The following is a 16,916-nucleotide window of genomic DNA, read 5'->3' as shown; positions in this document are numbered from 1 at the left end:
GTGTTTGAAGTGTTCTGGATTTTCTTGCGATTAGGGCTCACCTCATTCGGCGGACCGATTGCCCATCTGGGATATTTCCGTGAAGAATTTGTCGAAAAAAGAAGATGGTTCGATGACCATTCCTATGCCGATATCGTAGCGCTTTGTCAGTTTTTACCAGGACCTGCGAGCAGCCAAGTGGGAATTTCCATTGGGCTTTCCCGTGCGGGGATTCCCGGAGCCATCGCTGCGTGGCTGGGATTTACGTTGCCTTCAGCGATTGTACTAGTGGTGTTCGCAATCGGAGTTTCAGCCTTAGGCGGAAATTTATCCAGCGGTTGGCTTCATGGTTTAAAAGTGGTCGCCGTGGCAGTGGTCGCACAAGCCATCTGGGGCATGGCTAAAAATCTTACGCCTGATATTAAGCGTGCTGCCATTGCGGTGATCGCTGCAGCCATCGCCATTTCATTTTCTTCGGCGTTAGCACAAATCGGTGTGATCGTACTTGGTGCGGTGCTGGGCATGATCTTGGTCAAAAATGTTTCAAGTCTTCCGCAAACCTCGATTCGAGTTCCGTTAAGTCATCGGGCAGGTGTGATTTCACTGGTTCTGTTTGCAGGATTGCTTTTCATTCTTCCAATTCTGGGCTCGATGAACGAGTCAGCAAAAGTCATCGATAGTTTTTATCGCACGGGTTCTTTGGTATTCGGTGGGGGTCACGTCGTTCTGCCATTACTAAAAGCGGAAGTTGTGAATCCCGGATGGGTGAGTAGTGATGCCTTCATGGCCGGATACGGAGCCGCACAAGCTGTGCCGGGGCCTTTATTTACATTCGCTGCATATCTTGGTGCCATCTTAACAACAAATCTAACCGGAGCAACCGGCGCCGCTGCCTGTTTACTCGCAGTTTTTTTACCGTCATTTTTAATGGTGTTCGGCGCGCTGCCGTTTTGGGAAAAGCTCCGCCACATCAAACAAATGCGTTTCGCGGTTGCTGGAGTTAATGCCTCAGTTGTGGGGCTACTGATCGCAGCCTTTTACAATCCAGTTTGGACCAGCGCCATTTTCACAGTAAAAGATTTTATTTTAGCTGTGATTTGTTTTGCACTTTTGATGTTCGCAAAAGCCCCATCATGGGCCATTGTCATCCTCGGCGCCGTCGCAGGGTTCATTCTTGAGGTTTAGTTTTTCGGAGTGGTGTGGGGAGTCGCGACTTGTTGCTGTTCTCCTTGGACCTTTTTGATTTGGTCGGCGATTTGTTCAGGGGTTAGTGCTTTCATCGCAGATTTCCGGATGTGTAAAACTTCCAGCAGCATGTACACGATTAAGCTTACGGTTAAGCCGACACCTTTAAGCAAAGCCCAAGCGTTCGAACTCCAATAAAGAGCGGCCCACACCGCAAGAGCGGCGTGCGCGGCAAAGAAAATCCCCATTCGGAAAGTCATGCCGCTCATTCGAGTTTTCATGAATTCAGGAAGTTTCTGACCTTGTTGTTCGGCTAAAACCACGATCAAAGGCTTTTTGATAAACCACGAAACCCACAAAGCGATTGCAAAGACAGCTTCCATGATGGCGGGTTGCATTTTAAACCAGATGCCTTCATCGGAAATTAAAGAGATACCACCGAGGACAAGTAACAATCCGTTACCAATCCAAGTGATCTTTTGCACGCGCTTGTGTTTGTAAAGTTCAAAGCAGATTTCACCTACACCAAATACCATCCCGGCGATTAAGCCCGCGATAGTGCCGTATTGGTCCTCAATAACAGTAAAGGCAATAACGGGTAAAAGCCCGGCGAAAAAAACCGCCATGGCTTTAGATTTGGCAGAATTCTGCTGCATTAAAGAGTACCCTCGAAATTCACTGGCGTTCCAGAGTGTGCTTCCACGATTTCGCCATGAGCATGCGCCAATTTTCCAGAAACCACGGTGTGAGTTACCCAACCAGTGACTTGCATGCCATGGAATGGAGTCCATCCGCAGCGGCTTGCAATCCACGAGTTATCAATCGTCATCTGCTTTTTCAGATCCACGATCGTGATATCCGCATCATAACCTTCGCGCAGGCGGCCTTTGTTTTTTACACCGAACACGCGGCAAGGGTTTTCAGTGACAAGCTCTACGAATTTTTGCAAAGACAAGCGGCCCTCGTGCACATGATTTAGCATGATTGGAACCAGCGTTTGTACACCAGGAACTCCCGAAGGACTTGCCGGGTAAGCGCGGTCTTTTTCTTCGCGAGTGTGAGGAGCGTGATCTGAACCGATCACATCCACAGTTCCATCTTGCAAAGCTTTCCACAATCGATCCAAGTGACGTTTTTCACGGATCGGGGGATTTTGTTGCGCGTAAGTTCCCAAGCGGTCGTAACAGTCAGGAGCATACAAAGTTAAATGCTGAGGCAGAACTTCGACAGTGGAGATGTCTTTCGCGTTTTGCAAGATATCCATTTCTTCAGCAGTGGATACGTGCAAAACGTGGATCTTGCGACCGGTTTTACGAGCCAAACGTAGCAAACGTTGGGTGGAGTTTACCGCAGTTTCAACATCTCTCCATACCGGATGATAGTGAACATCGGCCATTTCAACCGCAATATGGCGGCGTTCGCGTAAGCGCATTTCGTCTTCACTGTGAACGATGACTCGACGATGGCCCTGATTTAAAATATTTTCCAGCGTCTCATCGTCCTCAACCAGCAGGCTTCCTGTAGAGCTTCCCATAAAGATTTTAATACCCGAACAATGGGGCAGGATCTCGAGGTTCTGCAGAATACCGACATTGTCGTGAGAAGCACCGGCAAAGAACGCATAGTTTGCATGGGCACGGTTTTTTGCCATATCCAATTTATCTTGGAAGTGGGCCACCGTGGTTGTGGCAGGATTCGTGTTGGGCATTTCAAAAATGCTAGTCACTCCACCCAAGACGGCTGCTTTGGTACCGGTTTCCAGGTCTTCCTTGTGAGTTAAACCTGGTTCGCGGAAATGGACTTGGCTATCGATCACGCCAGGCAAGATATGGAGTCCAGTTGCATCGATCATGCACGGGGCAGAGTCGAAGATTTTTTCGCGAATTTTAACGATGCGGCCGTTGCTAATTCCGATGTCGGCCTGTTGTTCGATCAGACCGATGTTGGAGGGGTGGGGAAGTAAGCATGTTCCGCCTCTGATTATTATGTCGTACATAGACACCTCAATGAGGGGACTGTACCACCAGACTGGATCAAAGGTCTAGCATTGACGACAAACGGCTGATAGACGAGAATTTGGATTGTGACAATCGACCAAATCCTCCATTTTTTCAGTCAGCACAATGTGGCCATCATTGAAGGCTTAGTAGCAGCAATTATTCTGCTGGGTCTTTTCGTGGGATATCGCGGATTTTTCGGCAAAAAAGATGCTGAATCAGGCCTGGGTGGCGGATTAGATTCAGCTCAGCTGGAAAAAACACTGCAAAAGATTTTGGATAACCAAGGTCATGCACCAAAAACAGGCGATGAAGCCTTGGCAGCTGCGTTTAAAGACGGCGCTGCGGGTCACGGTGAGTCCCCTGAAGAAGTTCAACAGCTTAAAGTGAGCCTCTCTGAAAACATCAAAGAACTTGAAGTGCTCCGTGCGGAACTGCAGATCGCCGAGAAAAAAGTTGCTGAGTTGCAGGCAAATCCACCAGCAGGTGGGGGAGAAGCCGCCTCCGCTGCCGCAGCAGTTGATACTTCGGAACTCGATAATAAAATTAAAGACCTTGAAGCTCGTTTGGCCGAATACGAAATCATCAGCGAAGATATCGCCGATCTTTCTCGTTATAAAGAAGAGAACGAACAGCTTAAAACTGAAATTACGGGTCTAAAACAAGCAGCCCCAGTCGCAGCAGCAGCTCCTGCGGCGCCAGCACCGGCAGCTCCAACTCCTGCGGCTCCCGTTGCTGAAGCAGCTCCAACTCCAGTGCCGACACCAGAACCAACTCCGGCTCCTGAAGTTGCAGCGGAACCAGCAATTACCGAAGCCGATGTGGATGCGGCGATTGCGGCGGCCGAAGCGGAAGCAGCAGCATCTGCTCCAGCCGCGGAACCAGCTCCTGAAGTTGCGGCTAGCGAAGCACCCGCAGCTCCCGCAGAATCTGAATCTATTATCGACGACGAATTGATGAAAGAGTTCGCAGCAGCTGTAGAGAACCAAAAAAAGGACCTTGATTCCGTCGCAGAGAAAGCCGGAAAAGGTGAAGCCGCTGCCGGGAAATCCACTGAAGACAGCCAATTGATGGATGAGTTTGAAAACTTCGTTAACAAGAAAAGTTAGGTCATCATGAATACGAAAATCCTGTTGCCCGTTTTGTTTATCGGTTTTTCTTCAAGCGCTTTCGCAGCTAAAAACATTCCCTCACCTGATACTTTAAGTTCCGCGATGGAAGTCCTGAATTTGCCAGGTGAAAACCGCCGTATGGCGATCGATGGCAACCCTAAATTCTATGATAGCTTCATTTCTTTGGCGTTCAGTGAAAAGCAACCGATGAACATTCGTTGGAAGGCTTTAATGGGGGCTGCGGAAGCAAAACGCCTGGAAGCCACAGCGGATCTTTTGAAAGCCGGCTCCCATGATCAGTGGTACATGAGAAATGCTGCTTTGATTGCGTTGTCGGAAGTGAACCCAACTCAAGCTGATAAATTGGCGCAAAAGCTAGTGAAGGATAAAGCCCTGGTGGTTCGTTCCGCGGCGGTTGAGGTGCTGGGCAAAAATATGTCTGATGAGACTCGCGGCCTTTTGTGGGACGAGTTGAATAAGGACTATAACTTTAAAAACAAACAAAGCCTTTGGATCCGTCATCAGATCGTGGAGCAGTTGGCGAAAAAGCCGATGGATAGCGAAATGAAGACTTTCGCGGGTCTTTTAACGGATAATGACCAAAGAGTTCAGTTGCCAGCCGTTCGCGGACTGCAAAAACTGACCGGGGTTAAGCTTGGTGAGTCGAAGCTTAAGCAAAGCGAACTGGTTGGACTTTGGAAAGACTACGTTAAGAAAGAAAAACTATAAAAAAAAGGCAGCCCACGAGCTGTCTTTTTTATTTGGGAAAAACCCGGTCTTAATTTTTTGCGGCGAGTTTGTTATCCAGTGAAAATCTTCCGCCGCCGTAGCAAGCGAAAAAGATAAAGACGAACATGTACAGAAACGCCAGTTCTTTAACATTGAATGGATCTGCCGCGTGCACAAAAATACCTGCCACAAACATCGTGAAAGCCAGGAATATTCCGGCCGGGCGAGTGAATAATCCCAAAGCTAGTAAGACTCCACCTACAAGTTCTGAAATCGCTGCAGCATTGGCAAAGATCACCGGCATTGGAAATCCAACAGAAGCCACGCCTTGGATGAGTTGTTCTGAAACTGGGAATTTTCCCAAGCCGTGGGCAAAAGCCATCACTAAACCTGCAAACACTCTTAAAAGTGTAAGACCTACTTGTCCTGTTGTGCCTGTGTTCGTCGCAAAAAGAAATTTTTTAAAGTTCATTGTCTTCCTTCCTGATTCTTAGGGTGCGAGAAAAGCGTCGGACGCTTCCGCGGTTGCATTCATTATAGGTACAACCTGTCCTAAGAAGAAAGCTCGGCCGGTTTTATCTTGAACTTTTATGCCGTTTACTATGACGGACAAAATCGATCCGTCTTTTCTGAAGAAATTAAACTTATAAGGTGTCGAGGGATTTGCGGTGATTTCTTCACTGACTCCTAGGGCCTTGCTGGCGATGACGGGAGCCACGATCTTATCAACCGGTTGACCCAGAAGTTCATGAATCTCATACCCTAAAAGAGAAGCCATTTGTTCCGTTAAAAAAGCGACCTGCATAGGCTCCGTGTTGGTGGAAATGATGGCGGCTTGATCTAAATCCCGATGATGTTCAAGCCACAGTTCACACTGCTCGGAAAGCGTCAGCTGAGATGTGTAGTCATCAAGGATCTTCATATACTTGTGTTGAGGAGATTGGGGATCTGTGACCGCAACGGTCGTCTCTTGAACGAAGAGTTGTTTGCCCTCTTTATCGGTCCGCCAAGTGAATCGCACGCCCAGAATTTTGGTTGCCTCATTTGGGTTAAAAAACAGTTTGTTCTCAGAAGCACCGAGTATTTCCGATTCACTATATTTCAAAAGCTTTTGTGCATTCTGATTCCAGACAGTGACGTTCCCTTCGTCATCGGTCATGTACGCCGGAATGTAATCGATGTTTTGTATTTCTTCGACCAATGACACCGTTTTAGTCGCCATTTTCCCCTCATATACCCCACGTTCGTTCTGGGTGATTAGATGTTATAGCAAAAATCAGTCAAGAACTGTTGGGCCTCTCTGAAGGGGACCATTTCAGCTGATAAAAAACAACTAAATTGGGCAGAGTGACCATTACAAACTCATGGTGTTCCACACAACGAACTGTGATTGAGTTGAATTACCAATGAGAGAGAACTACATATATGTTGCCCTTTTATGTTGTTTAGGGGGTAGGATGGAAATTCCTCACAACAGAACGCAGGTTTCCGTGTCGATTTCTGATTTCATTAAAAAGAAGCGAATTGATGTCTTTTTGACTCAACAAGAGGCTTCGTTGCTGTTGGGGTATAAGAAGTCACAATTTCTTTCCAATCTGGAACGAGGAACTCGTAAACCCCCCTTAGATACTCTAAAAAAAATGTGCGAAGTCTACCGCATACCTGAAAGTGAAATGCGCGAAGAGTACATCAAGCAGATGACTGAAGACGCCAATAAAACTGCCAAACAGAAATGGGACGCTGGCGGTAAATAATAAAATCGTATTGTCTTGATATTCGTGAGTAAATATCGCTATAGACAAAGTCATTTGCCAATGCGTACACGGGCTGTTAGGTTCCTTCCCGTTAATACGTCCTTTATAAATTCAAGATCTGGTTGAATGTCTCTACCAACTTCCTCAAAAAGTTGACTATCGGAATGATTATTAACTGACACATTATTTTTTAGTCAGTGGTAGTTATGATAAATCAATCTGGATCTTTCGAAATTCAAGCGAACTCTCGTTTCAATAATCTTCTTTCTGGTGTTTTATTTGTGGCCCTGGGATCCTCCAGTTATGGCATGCTTTCGACGTTCGTAAAACTCGCTTACCAGCAGGGTTTTACCACTGCCGAAGTCACAGTTTCCCAAGTTATCTGGGGTGCTTTGATTTTGACGATCATGAATGGTCTTTTTAATAAAAATACGGAAAAACTGACGGCGACAGACACGCGCCAATTATTGGTGGCAGGAATTCCTGTAGGCCTGACGAGTGTTCTTTATTATCTCTCTGTGAAATACATCGATGCCTCAGTTGCCGTTGTACTTCTAATGCAATCCGTATGGATGGGCATCGTCGTTGAAACAGTTCGTAGCAAACGCACTCCAGGTGTCGACAAAGTTTTGGCAGTGGCGATGATTTTATTTGGCACTTTGCTTGCGACAAATGTGTTCGCAGCTTCTCATAAACTGGATATGAGAGGAGTGGTTCTAGCAGTGCTGGCGGCGATGTCTTTTAGTTGGGCCTTGTCTTCTACGCAAAGTGTGGCTTCTCATTTACATCCCATTAAACGCAGTCAGATTATGATGTACGGTGCTTGCTTAGTCGTAGGGCTTTTTGGCTTTTTGACTCAGCTGGGACCTTACTATTTAAATCTGCATTTAATCAGTGAAGAATTCATCCGCAATCAGCCGTTTAACTTTTCCATCTTTATGTCCTACGGATTTATTATCGCAATCTTCGGGACAGTCATCCCACCGATCATGCTGAACAAGGGTTTCCCCATTGTGGGCGTGGGCTTAGGGAGCATCATCTCTGCCGTGGAGCTTCCGTTTGCGATGACTATTTCATTTTTGGTTTTAAACGAAAATGTCGTAAGCACGCAGTGGGTGGGAGCAATGGTCATCATTATGGCGATCGTGCTGCTCAATTTTAAGACGATCTTACGAAACGATTGTTAAAAATCGCTCTTGATATCGTCGTCGACCTCATTTAACCTTTAAGAAGTGGCATCAAGCCACACATCATCTCAAGGGAGGCCTTTATGCACATTCTATCTGTAAAACAGGGCCTTCATTCGCACCTGAACTAAGCAATACAATTTAGGTTATAGAAAAGGCCCTTTAGTCATTTTCAATTTTTGAAATTAACTTTAGGAGTTTTAATGCTTATTTCCGATAAGGAATTTTTATTTCTTTTTGGTTGGGATGATTTTTTTGAAAGTCAGCTTCCCAACGACATGTCATTTTTGTTTCCCGCTCGCGTGGTTTGTGAGGAAAGAAACCTCTATCGCGTGCAATCGGGATTTGAACAGGTATTTTGGGCATCCGTCACCGGCAAGATGCAGTTTAATGCTTCATCCAGATCGCAGTATCCCGCAGTGGGGGATTGGGTTTTGGTGGAGCTTCCAGCGCAGTCTGATCGGGGAGTGATTCACCAAGTGCTCGAAAGAAAATCCACCATTCACCGTAAGCAAGTGGGATCAAGTTCTGACATGCAGATTCTTTCCACGAATGTGGATTATGCATTCATCACGACGTCTGTGAACGCGGATTTGAATTATCGGCGTATCGAGAGATACCTTGCGGTCGCCTATGATGCGGGTGTGGTGCCCGTTATTCTTTTAACCAAGGCAGATACTGTGGAAGGTAGTATTGACGAAGTTTTGGCCGACGTTCAAACCGAGTTTCCTGGAGTAAAGGTTCATACTCTTTCAAAGGATGAATTCCATCAGGCCGAATTCCTGGCGGAGTATTTAAAGAAAGGGACAACCTCGGTTGTTATTGGATCTTCGGGCGTGGGTAAGTCGACGTTGGTGAATTTTCTGATTGGGGAGGATGTCATCAAGACCCAAGAAATCAGAGAGGATGATGAAAAAGGCCGTCACACCACGACCTCTCGGCATCTTTATATCAGTCGCTATGGCGGTTTGATTATCGATACACCAGGAATGCGTGAGTTGCAGTTATCCGATCATGCGGAAGGACTTAGCAATCAATTTGCCGAGGTAGAAGAATTGATCCGCCATTGTCGATTTAGTGATTGTCAGCATCAGACCGAACCAGGTTGTGCGGTAAATGCCGCATTAGACGATGGAACGTTGTCGGAAGAAAAGTGGCGAAGTTATCTTAAACTTCAAGCCGAAGTACGAGCAGGTTTAAGAAAGCAAGATCGTGCCTTGGCTGCGGAGGATCGCAAGATGTGGATCAAGTTAACGAATGATGCGAAGGAGCGGGCTCGCTTTAAAAAGCGAATCAGATAAAAATAAAAAACCCAAATAAAAAACCCACCGACGAGGTGGGTTTTTTTTACTCTGGATCGGCGCCGTTGGGAGCGTCTTCCGTTTGGCTATTTCCCTGGCCGTTGTCTTGGCCATTATCGTTGTCGTCTTCGGAATCTGCTGAGTCGTCAGGTGGAAGTTCCTTTTTCTCGTTTTGAAGACTTGCATCCAATTTCGAAGGCGTTTTAGCAAGCATCGCATTGCAGGAAGGTTTTGCTCTGTAGAAATGCTTCCACATTTCTTCGCCAGGCTTTCCTTTAATCTCTGGGGACTGCAGTTCAGAACCCATGTACGAACTCATCTTTGCAAATTCTTTGATGTGTTTCAACTTGCGTGGAATTTTGCGTTCCCCATCGCATTCACCCTGGGAAGCTTTTCCGCCCTCGACGATAAAGCTGTAAGCTTTTGGAGGAGATTTCTTTTTCGCCAAGGCAAATGAACCTGGGGTTAAAGTTGGCTGAAGAAACAGAACACTTGCTAGAACGACTGCTTTTTTAAAACTGATTTTCCACATATGGGAAAATGCTATCAGCAAATCCCCAAGGAAGAAAAGAGTAAAAGTATCTCGCGTGCCTGTTGATTTTAAACAACAGTCAGCACTTTCCACTTTTAAGAACGCTAAAACGCATAAAAATAGACTGATCTATATCATGGTTTCGGGATTTGTCCCGGGACGGAGTCAGTCTATTTAAATTATGTTGGCGTTAATTGAAAACCCTTAGTTGTGGAAGTCGAGGATAAGAAAATGGGTAATAGGCGGTTGTGGTTACTATTTACTTTCGTGGTCGTGGCATCTTTTGCTGTCCTGGGTTATTATGGCAGCGAAATCTACAGGCAAGCTCCACCCATACCTACACAGGTTGTGACGACAACGGGTGAAGTCATTTTCACCTCCGAGCAAATCAAGGACGGCCAAAATGTTTGGCAGTCTATCGGTGGTCAACAAGTGGGTTCTATATGGGGACATGGAGCTTACGTGGCTCCGGATTGGAGTGCTGACTGGCTTCACCGTGAAGCGGTATTTATGGTGAACGAGATTGCACAGTCTCAATATCAGAAAAAATTTGACGATCTGAGCGATGAAGAAAAAGCTGCGATCACTAAACGACTTCAAAATGAAATTCGTAAAAATACCTATAACGCGGAAACGGGCGTTCTTACGATCAGTCCTATCAGAGCCGCGGCGATTCGTGAAAACAGTCGTCACTACTCCGAAATTTTTATGGATGGTCCTGACGGGGATAAACTTCGCGATGCCTATGCCATTCCAAAAAATGCGATCAAATCAGCGGATCGCATGGGAATGATGAATGCCTTTTTCTTTTGGACTTCCTGGGCTTGTGTTACGGAAAGACCGGGACATGACATAACTTACACAAATAACTGGCCTCCTGATAAGCTGGTCGGCAACGAGGCGACAGGGTCGTTGTTGTTGTGGACGGGTTTTAGCGTGATCTTGCTCCTTGCAGGTATCGCTTTGCTGGCTTGGCACCATGCTGTGACCTCAGCGGAGGGAGTTCCGGCGGAGAAGCTCCCAAAGTTGGATCCTTTATTGGGTTTGCAACCCACGGCCTCTATGTCAGCGACCTTGAAATATTTCTGGGTGGTGTGTGCTTTGATGGTCGTTCAAGTGATAATGGGCGCGATCACCGCTCACTACGGAGTTGAGGGAAATGGTCTTTACGGAATTCCACTTTCTGACTGGATTCCTTATTCACTCACTCGTACATGGCATGTGCAGATTGGTATTTTCTGGATTGCGACTTCTTGGCTGGCAACTGGTTTATTTATTGCGCCCGCAGTTTCAGGATATGAACCAAAATTTCAGGCAGCGGGAGTTCATTTCCTTTGGGTTTGCTTACTGATCATCGTGGTGGGGTCGCTTGCAGGTCAGTGGTTTGCAGTGATGCAAAAACTTGGCTTTGATATGAACTTCTGGTTCGGGCATCAGGGTTATGAGTATGTGGACCTGGGAAGATTCTGGCAGTCCTTCTTGTTGATTGGGTTATTCTTGTGGCTGTTCTTAATGGCTCGCGCGATTTGGCCCGCCTTTAAAAAGCAGGAAGAAAACCGCCATCTTTTGACAATGTTCATGATTGCTTCCGCCGCCATCGCACTTTTTTATGCCGCAGGATTTATGTGGGGCCGTCATACGAACTTAGCGATTGCTGAGTACTGGAGATGGTGGGTCGTGCATCTGTGGGTGGAAGGATTCTTTGAAGTCTTTGCCACAGTCGTGATTGCTTTCTTGTTCACACGCATGGGACTGATAGATACCAAAGTTGCAACTACCAGTGTTTTGTTCTCGACCATCGTGTTTTTAGCAGGTGGTATCTTAGGAACTTTCCATCACTTGTATTTCACAGGTACTCCGACAGCAGTCTTGGCATTGGGTGCGACCTTTAGTGCCCTGGAAGTTGTTCCATTGGTGCTTTTGGGAATCGAAGGATACAGTCACTTTAAAGTCAGTAAAGCTGCGAAATGGTTGGAAGCCTATAAGTGGCCAATCTATTTCTTTATCGCTGTGGCATTTTGGAACTTAGTGGGTGCGGGTATTTTTGGCTTCTTAATCAATCCGCCGATTGCCCTTTACTATATGCAAGGTCTGAACACGACGCCAGTACATGGACACACAGCTTTGTTCGGGGTGTACGGAATGCTGGGAATTGGTTTGATGTTGTTTGTTCTAAAAGGCATGGCAGCTCGCAATGTTTGGAAAGATGGTGTGATTCGTTTTGCCTTTTGGTCCATCAATATTGGTCTTGCGTTGATGGTTCTGATCAGCGTTTTGCCAATTGGCTTTTTACAAACTTTAGCAAGCGTTCAACACGGGTTTTGGTACGCACGTTCTGCCGAATTTATGCAGCAACCGGGAATGGATACTTTGCGCTGGTTGCGTGTAATCGGGGATACGATTTTCACAGTTGGCATTCTGGCTTTGGGCTGGTTTGTGATCGGTCTTAAAGCGGGATTCTCGGTCAAAGGTACTGTGGATCTTTCTTTAGAAAATCATCCGACGGGAAAATAGTTAGAAAAATAGAACGTCTCGAGAAAGCCCTCTGGAATCCAGGGGGCTTTTTTTATTCTCCCACCCCGGTGGAATGACATAAAATGTCCCAAATTAATATACAGAAATTGATTTGGATCATTTAACGTCACTACAATAAATGAGAATGTGTATGTAGGGATCTCATAGTATAGGGAGACAAAATTATGGGTCAGTTCAATAAGTACGGCGCCTTGATGATGTTGGCGCTTTCATTCATTTCCTACGGAGCCAATGCCGCTGACGAAGTTAAGGGAGAAGAAGTTGCAGTTCTTACCGATGCACCTCTGGTTCCTCCACCGATCACTCGCAAAAGTCCGACAAAAGTGATCGTTAATCTTGAAACTAAAGAAGTAAAAATGCGCCTGGCTGAGGGCGTGGATTACACGTTCTGGACATTCGGTGGCAAAGTTCCCGGTAAGTTCATTCGTATCCGTGAAGGGGACCAAGTAGAGTTCCATCTGCATAACCATCCTTCCAGCAAACTTCCGCACAATATTGACTTGCACGGAGTCACTGGACAAGGCGGTGGTGCTGAAGGTTCCTTCACAGCGCCGGGACACAGTTCAACGTTTAGTTTTAAAGCCCTGAACCCAGGTCTTTACGTTTATCACTGTGCGACGGCACCAGTTGGGATGCATATTGCGAATGGTATGTATGGTTTGATTTTGGTTGAGCCTAAAGAAGGCTTGCCGAAAGTGGACCGCGAATACTATGTCATGCAAAGTGAGATTTATACGAAAGGAAAATACGGAGCTCCGGGCTTGCAGCCTTTCAGTATGACGAAAGCGGTTGAAGAAAAAGCTGACTACGTTCTTTTCAACGGCAGTGTTGGCGCTTTGACCGGGGATAAAGCTTTGACTGCAAAAGTCGGCGAGAAAGTTCGTCTTTTTGTGGGTAACGGCGGTCCGAACTTGGTGTCTTCATTCCACGTCATCGGGGAGATCTTTGACAAGGTCTATGTCGAAGGCGGAAAACTGGTGAATGAAAACGTGCAAACGACTTTAATCCCTGCGGGCGGATCTTCGATTGTTGAGTTTAAACTGGATACAACAGGAACATTCATCCTGGTCGATCACTCCATCTTCCGTGCCTTTAATAAAGGTGCCTTGGGGATGTTGAAGGTGGATGGTGATGCCAACAAAGAAGTTTATTCCGGTAAAACACATGACGGTGTCTATCTGCCAGAGGGTGGCGTTATCCAAGAAATGGGTGCCGAAGCTCCGAAGCCTTTTTCAGCGAAAAACGTGGAACAGCGTCTAGCCGGGGGTAAACGTATTTTTGAAACTTCCTGCTTTGCTTGTCATCAAATGAATGGTCAAGGATTACCAGGAGCATTTCCTCCGCTTGCTAAATCTGATTTCTTAAACAACAGCAAAACGAAAGCCATCTCTGCCGTGATCCATGGGCTTGAGGGTCCGGTCAAAGTGAATGGCAAAGAATTTAATTCGGTTATGCCAGCTCAGGTGTTAACTGATGAAGAGACTGCCAATGTTTTGACTTATGTGTACAGCATGTGGGGCAACTCAAAAAAAGTTGTCACTCCTGATGAAGTCAAAGCCGTTCGTGCACAAGGAAAAGCGAAGTAGTTTATGGGCCGGAGTTGGAAATTTCTTATCTCGAGTATAATTATCTCCAGCTTCTGTTCCTCTGTGTTTGCGAATGATTTTTTGGTGAAAATCCCTGCGGGAGAGTTTAAGTTTCCCGCAATCTTAAATAAGAGCTCCGTCAAAGTGGCGGAGTTTTTTCTTGATAAACATGCCGTTACAAATGCGGATTATCTGGCCTTTGTAATATCCAATCCCAACTGGAAAAAGTCCCAAGTGAAAACCATTTTTGCTGATGCTGAATACTTGCAGTACTGGCCATCTGATGTGTCTTTTGGGGATGCACGATTGGCTAATGCTCCGGTGGTACGGGTGAGCTGGTTTGCAGCAAGGGCTTATTGTGAAAATCAGGGTAAACGCCTTCCGAGTTTAAATGAATGGGAGTACGTAGGCCTGGGTACCTATAAAGGGCAAAAAACTATTCAAGGCACCATCCTTGAATGGTACGGAAAAACTTCCGAATGGCCTTTACCGCAAGTCGCAAAAAAAGAAGTCAACTCTTATGGACTTCACGATTTGCATGGCTTGATCTGGGAGTGGGTTGAAGACTTTAATTCTTCGTTGGTCACTGGAGAATCCCGGGCGGATAGTGCTTTGGATAAAAACCTGTTCTGCGGAGCAGGGGCTTCGGGTGCCGCGGACCCTGCGGACTATGCAGCTTTTATGCGCTATGCATTTCGCAGCAGTTTACAAGCTAAATACACGATTCAAAACCTAGGTTTTAGATGTGCAAAAGATAAGGAATAATTATATGAAAAAACAGTTCATCCCTCTTTGCTTCTTAATTGCCGGTCTTTATTCTTCAGCGCAAGCCTCTCACGATCATGATGAGCACAAAGGCCACGCCCAACACGAAGCGAAGTCTGCTGCCAGTGCTCCGCTTTCAGGCGATTCATTATTTAATACGACTGCGAGCTTTAAAGATCAAAATGGCAAAACGGTTAAACTTGAATCATTCCGGGGACGCCCCGTGGTGATCTCGATGGCGTACACGGGATGTGCATACACTTGCCCGATGATTTTAAGCCAAATGCAGCAGGTGGAAAAAGCGATCGAAAAATCTGGCAGAAAAGACGTGCAATTTGTTTTAGTCAGCTTTGACTATCAAAAAGACACACCGAGCGTTTTGAAAGCCTATGCAGAAAAGAAAAACTTAAGCGGCAACTGGAAACTTCTTACGTCCTCCAGTGACAAAGAGCCCCGAGAGATTTCAAATCTTTTAGGGATCAAGTACAAAAAGATGGAAGGTGGCGACTATGACCACTCCTTTGTGATCACAGTTCTTGATTCTGAGGGCGTTATCAAAGGGCGCCAGGTTGGTGCTAAAGGTGACACTGAAACTTTGATTAGCTACTTACCAAAATAAATAGAATATTTGATCCAGATCAAGGCGGGGGGCGGAGATTTTCTCTACAGTAGGTGTAAATGGAGGTTATAACAATGACTGAGTTTATCATCGAAGCCCAAAAAATTTCCCCCCAGCAGCGCCACAGTTTTATTATAGAAAGTTTTGATAATCTAGAAGGCGGTGACGCGATCGTGATCGTAAATAATCATGATCCATTACCACTGCTAAGATTTTTTGAGCAAAACCGGGCCAGTGAATTTAAGCAAGAATACATTCAGTCGGGCCCCGAGGTCTGGAAAGTTCGTTTAACTAAAAATAAAAAAGAAGGCTGCTGCGGATTCTGCGGTGGTAACTAGCATCCTCTGCGCTCGCACATCTTAAAAAGACAGCCGTCTTCTTTAGCGATGTGCTGGCGCAGAAAATCTTCGTAATCCTGTTTGAAAATCTTAAAATACTTCCCATACAATTTAGCCCCCTGTTCAGAGCACAAATAGCGAATAGCATGGGAAAGTTCATGACCAAAGGCATGCTCTTCCATGGGGATGCTTAAAGGGTTTTGCGGTGTACACCAAGAGGGCATTGCATAGTCATTACAGCGTGGACCTCCGTCGGCATAATACTTTTCCAGTTTCGCTTTGACCTGTTGAATGGGACTGAATTCCAACTGAATGCCCCGATAATAAGTGCATAAAGGTCCCCCATGGGAAAGCCAGGGCTCATTGGCCACTCCGGGAAACAGTTCCTGTTCTTCTTTGGGGTGATGGACCTTTTCAACGAAATCTAGAATTTTAACGAAATCACTTTCGTGATCAAGCATGTGAAGAATGAGTTGATGCTCTTCGCGAAGTTTTTTTAGCAGGTCTTTCATGGAGAACCTCCTCAAGGGCCTTCTTATTTAGAACTTCAATGTGCTTTTCGTCCGTTTCAATCCAGCCTTTTTTGGTCCAATCACTTAAAAGGCGAATCACGGTCTCGCTTTTCGCTCCAATTTTAAGGGCTATATCGAACCGGGTCAGGGGAATAAAAATACGTTTTTGTGAGGAGCGGGGCTGTCTTTCCAGCATTCGCAAAATAAAATCGGCCATGCGGTGGGCGACAAGACAGTTTGATTTACAGAGATCATTTTGAAACTCTAAGAAGCGATCTGTGATCTGTCTGGTGACTTCAGATCTGACGCGAGGAATGTTCATCAGTGTGTGATTAAAGAAATCCAGAGGAATCTGAACAAATACGCAATCTTCCTGGCAACGCACGGTTGCGGGATATTTGGGTAACGGCAGACTTGCCATGGTGATTCCTAAAAACTCTCCTCGGCCTAGAAAGTTAAAGATCTTCACGTCACCCGAAGCACTGCATTCCTGAATTTTTACAGATCCAGACAGAACTAGATAGATATATTGAATGGGATCGTCTTTTTCAAAGACCAGTTCCCGGCTGTGCAAAGGAAGAAGCTTCATATAATAAGCCATTTCCTGTAGATCGCGCTCTCGAACCGAACTGAACATGTCCAAATTATGTAATTTATGTGCCAAATCACTCATATGCCACCCTGGTCTTATATTGGCAGCGGCTCACATCTGCTTCCATGATCTAAATCAATAAATCGCACTTTTTGATTTGGATCATGGAAAAAGGATCGATTCCGTCTCATTC

At 45.9% G+C, this 16,916-nt stretch carries 18 protein-coding genes and 1 riboswitch; of the genes, 11 read left to right on the top strand and 7 right to left on the bottom strand.

What is annotated here, in order from left to right:
• Positions 1-1,164 (top strand): chromate efflux transporter, encoded by a 1,164-nt coding sequence (chrA, locus tag ACLSU7_RS06260; RefSeq protein ID WP_413294700.1) that lies wholly within the window; start codon positions 1-3, stop codon positions 1,162-1,164.
• Here chrA and ACLSU7_RS06255 read toward each other — a convergent pair.
• The gene (locus ACLSU7_RS06255) at positions 1,161-1,820 is read right to left on the bottom strand and encodes an inner membrane-spanning protein YciB (RefSeq protein ID WP_413294699.1); all 660 of its coding nucleotides are present in this window, start codon (positions 1,818-1,820) and stop codon (positions 1,161-1,163) included. The genes chrA and ACLSU7_RS06255 overlap by 4 nt on opposite strands.
• On the bottom strand, positions 1,820-3,160 hold the full coding sequence (locus ACLSU7_RS06250; RefSeq protein ID WP_413294698.1) for a dihydroorotase: 1,341 nt from the start codon (positions 3,158-3,160) through the stop codon (positions 1,820-1,822). Before ACLSU7_RS06250 ends, ACLSU7_RS06255 begins: the two co-directional genes overlap by 1 nt.
• An 87-nt stretch (positions 3,161-3,247) precedes the next feature.
• Between ACLSU7_RS06250 and ACLSU7_RS06245 the strand changes: the two genes are divergently transcribed.
• Together ACLSU7_RS06245 and ACLSU7_RS06240 are read left to right on the top strand one after the other, a co-directional pair.
• The gene (locus ACLSU7_RS06245) at positions 3,248-4,270 is read left to right on the top strand and encodes a hypothetical protein (RefSeq protein ID WP_413294697.1); all 1,023 of its coding nucleotides are present in this window, start codon (positions 3,248-3,250) and stop codon (positions 4,268-4,270) included.
• A gap of 6 nt (positions 4,271-4,276) precedes the next feature.
• On the top strand, positions 4,277-5,002 hold the full coding sequence (locus ACLSU7_RS06240) for a HEAT repeat domain-containing protein (RefSeq protein WP_413294696.1): 726 nt from the start codon (positions 4,277-4,279) through the stop codon (positions 5,000-5,002).
• Between the two features lie 49 nt (positions 5,003-5,051).
• Here the strand turns inward: ACLSU7_RS06240 and ACLSU7_RS06235 are convergent, their stop codons facing one another.
• Together ACLSU7_RS06235 and ACLSU7_RS06230 are read right to left on the bottom strand one after the other, a co-directional pair.
• The gene (locus ACLSU7_RS06235; protein WP_413294695.1) at positions 5,052-5,474 is read right to left on the bottom strand and encodes a DoxX family protein; all 423 of its coding nucleotides are present in this window, start codon (positions 5,472-5,474) and stop codon (positions 5,052-5,054) included.
• An 18-nt stretch (positions 5,475-5,492) separates the two neighbouring features.
• Entirely contained in the window at positions 5,493-6,224 is a 732-nt protein-coding gene (locus ACLSU7_RS06230; RefSeq protein ID WP_413294694.1) for a PAS domain S-box protein, read from the bottom strand.
• A 235-nt stretch (positions 6,225-6,459) separates the two neighbouring features.
• Here ACLSU7_RS06230 and ACLSU7_RS06225 point away from each other — a divergent pair, with 235 nt between their 5' ends.
• From ACLSU7_RS06225 to rsgA, 3 genes are all read left to right on the top strand, one after another.
• A complete protein-coding gene (locus tag ACLSU7_RS06225; protein WP_413294693.1) occupies positions 6,460-6,756 on the top strand; it encodes a helix-turn-helix domain-containing protein in 297 nt (98 codons plus the stop codon).
• A gap of 81 nt (positions 6,757-6,837) precedes the next feature.
• Positions 6,838-6,935, top strand: a riboswitch (purine riboswitch).
• Between the two features lie 27 nt (positions 6,936-6,962).
• On the top strand, positions 6,963-7,943 hold the full coding sequence (locus ACLSU7_RS06220) for an EamA family transporter (protein ID WP_413294692.1): 981 nt from the start codon (positions 6,963-6,965) through the stop codon (positions 7,941-7,943).
• A gap of 203 nt (positions 7,944-8,146) precedes the next feature.
• Positions 8,147-9,244, top strand: coding sequence for a ribosome small subunit-dependent GTPase A (rsgA, locus tag ACLSU7_RS06215; protein ID WP_413294691.1), 1,098 nt, complete (start codon positions 8,147-8,149; stop codon positions 9,242-9,244).
• Positions 9,245-9,290: 46 nt separating this feature from the next.
• Here rsgA and ACLSU7_RS06210 read toward each other — a convergent pair whose 3' ends face one another.
• Positions 9,291-9,776, bottom strand: coding sequence for a hypothetical protein (locus ACLSU7_RS06210; protein ID WP_413294690.1), 486 nt, complete (start codon positions 9,774-9,776; stop codon positions 9,291-9,293).
• 231 nt (positions 9,777-10,007) lie between these two features.
• On the opposite strand from ACLSU7_RS06210, the gene ACLSU7_RS06205 reads away from it, so the two are divergent.
• The 5 genes from ACLSU7_RS06205 (at position 10,008) to ACLSU7_RS06185 (ending at position 15,619) form a co-directional block, all read left to right on the top strand.
• Positions 10,008-12,290, top strand: coding sequence for a nitric-oxide reductase large subunit (locus ACLSU7_RS06205; RefSeq protein ID WP_413294689.1), 2,283 nt, complete (start codon positions 10,008-10,010; stop codon positions 12,288-12,290).
• A 218-nt stretch (positions 12,291-12,508) separates the two neighbouring features.
• On the top strand, positions 12,509-13,897 hold the full coding sequence (gene nirK / locus ACLSU7_RS06200) for a copper-containing nitrite reductase (RefSeq protein WP_413295377.1): 1,389 nt from the start codon (positions 12,509-12,511) through the stop codon (positions 13,895-13,897).
• A gap of 63 nt (positions 13,898-13,960) precedes the next feature.
• Positions 13,961-14,662: a formylglycine-generating enzyme family protein gene (locus tag ACLSU7_RS06195; protein WP_413294688.1), complete on the top strand. Its 702-nt coding sequence runs from the start codon at positions 13,961-13,963 to the stop codon at positions 14,660-14,662.
• Positions 14,663-14,666: 4 nt separating this feature from the next.
• Complete coding sequence (locus tag ACLSU7_RS06190) at positions 14,667-15,281, top strand: SCO family protein (RefSeq protein WP_413294687.1); 615 nt, start codon at positions 14,667-14,669, stop codon at positions 15,279-15,281.
• A 74-nt stretch (positions 15,282-15,355) separates the two neighbouring features.
• Positions 15,356-15,619, top strand: a complete 264-nt coding sequence (locus ACLSU7_RS06185; RefSeq protein WP_413294686.1) for a DUF2249 domain-containing protein — start codon at positions 15,356-15,358, stop codon at positions 15,617-15,619.
• On the opposite strand, the gene ACLSU7_RS06180 is transcribed toward ACLSU7_RS06185, so the two are convergent.
• On the bottom strand, positions 15,616-16,131 hold the full coding sequence (locus tag ACLSU7_RS06180) for a hypothetical protein (RefSeq protein WP_413294685.1): 516 nt from the start codon (positions 16,129-16,131) through the stop codon (positions 15,616-15,618). The two genes, ACLSU7_RS06185 and ACLSU7_RS06180, sit on opposite strands and share 4 nt — an antisense overlap.
• On the bottom strand, positions 16,073-16,768 hold the full coding sequence (locus tag ACLSU7_RS06175; RefSeq protein ID WP_413294684.1) for a Crp/Fnr family transcriptional regulator: 696 nt from the start codon (positions 16,766-16,768) through the stop codon (positions 16,073-16,075). The genes ACLSU7_RS06180 and ACLSU7_RS06175 overlap by 59 nt, the downstream gene beginning before the upstream one ends.
• Between the last annotated feature and the right edge of the window lie 148 nt (positions 16,769-16,916).

Origin of the sequence: Bdellovibrio sp. HCB185ZH (genome assembly GCF_047302455.1) — a bacterium.
GTDB lineage: Bacteria > Bdellovibrionota > Bdellovibrionia > Bdellovibrionales > Bdellovibrionaceae > Bdellovibrio.
This window is presented reverse-complemented; position numbering and strand designations above follow the sequence as displayed.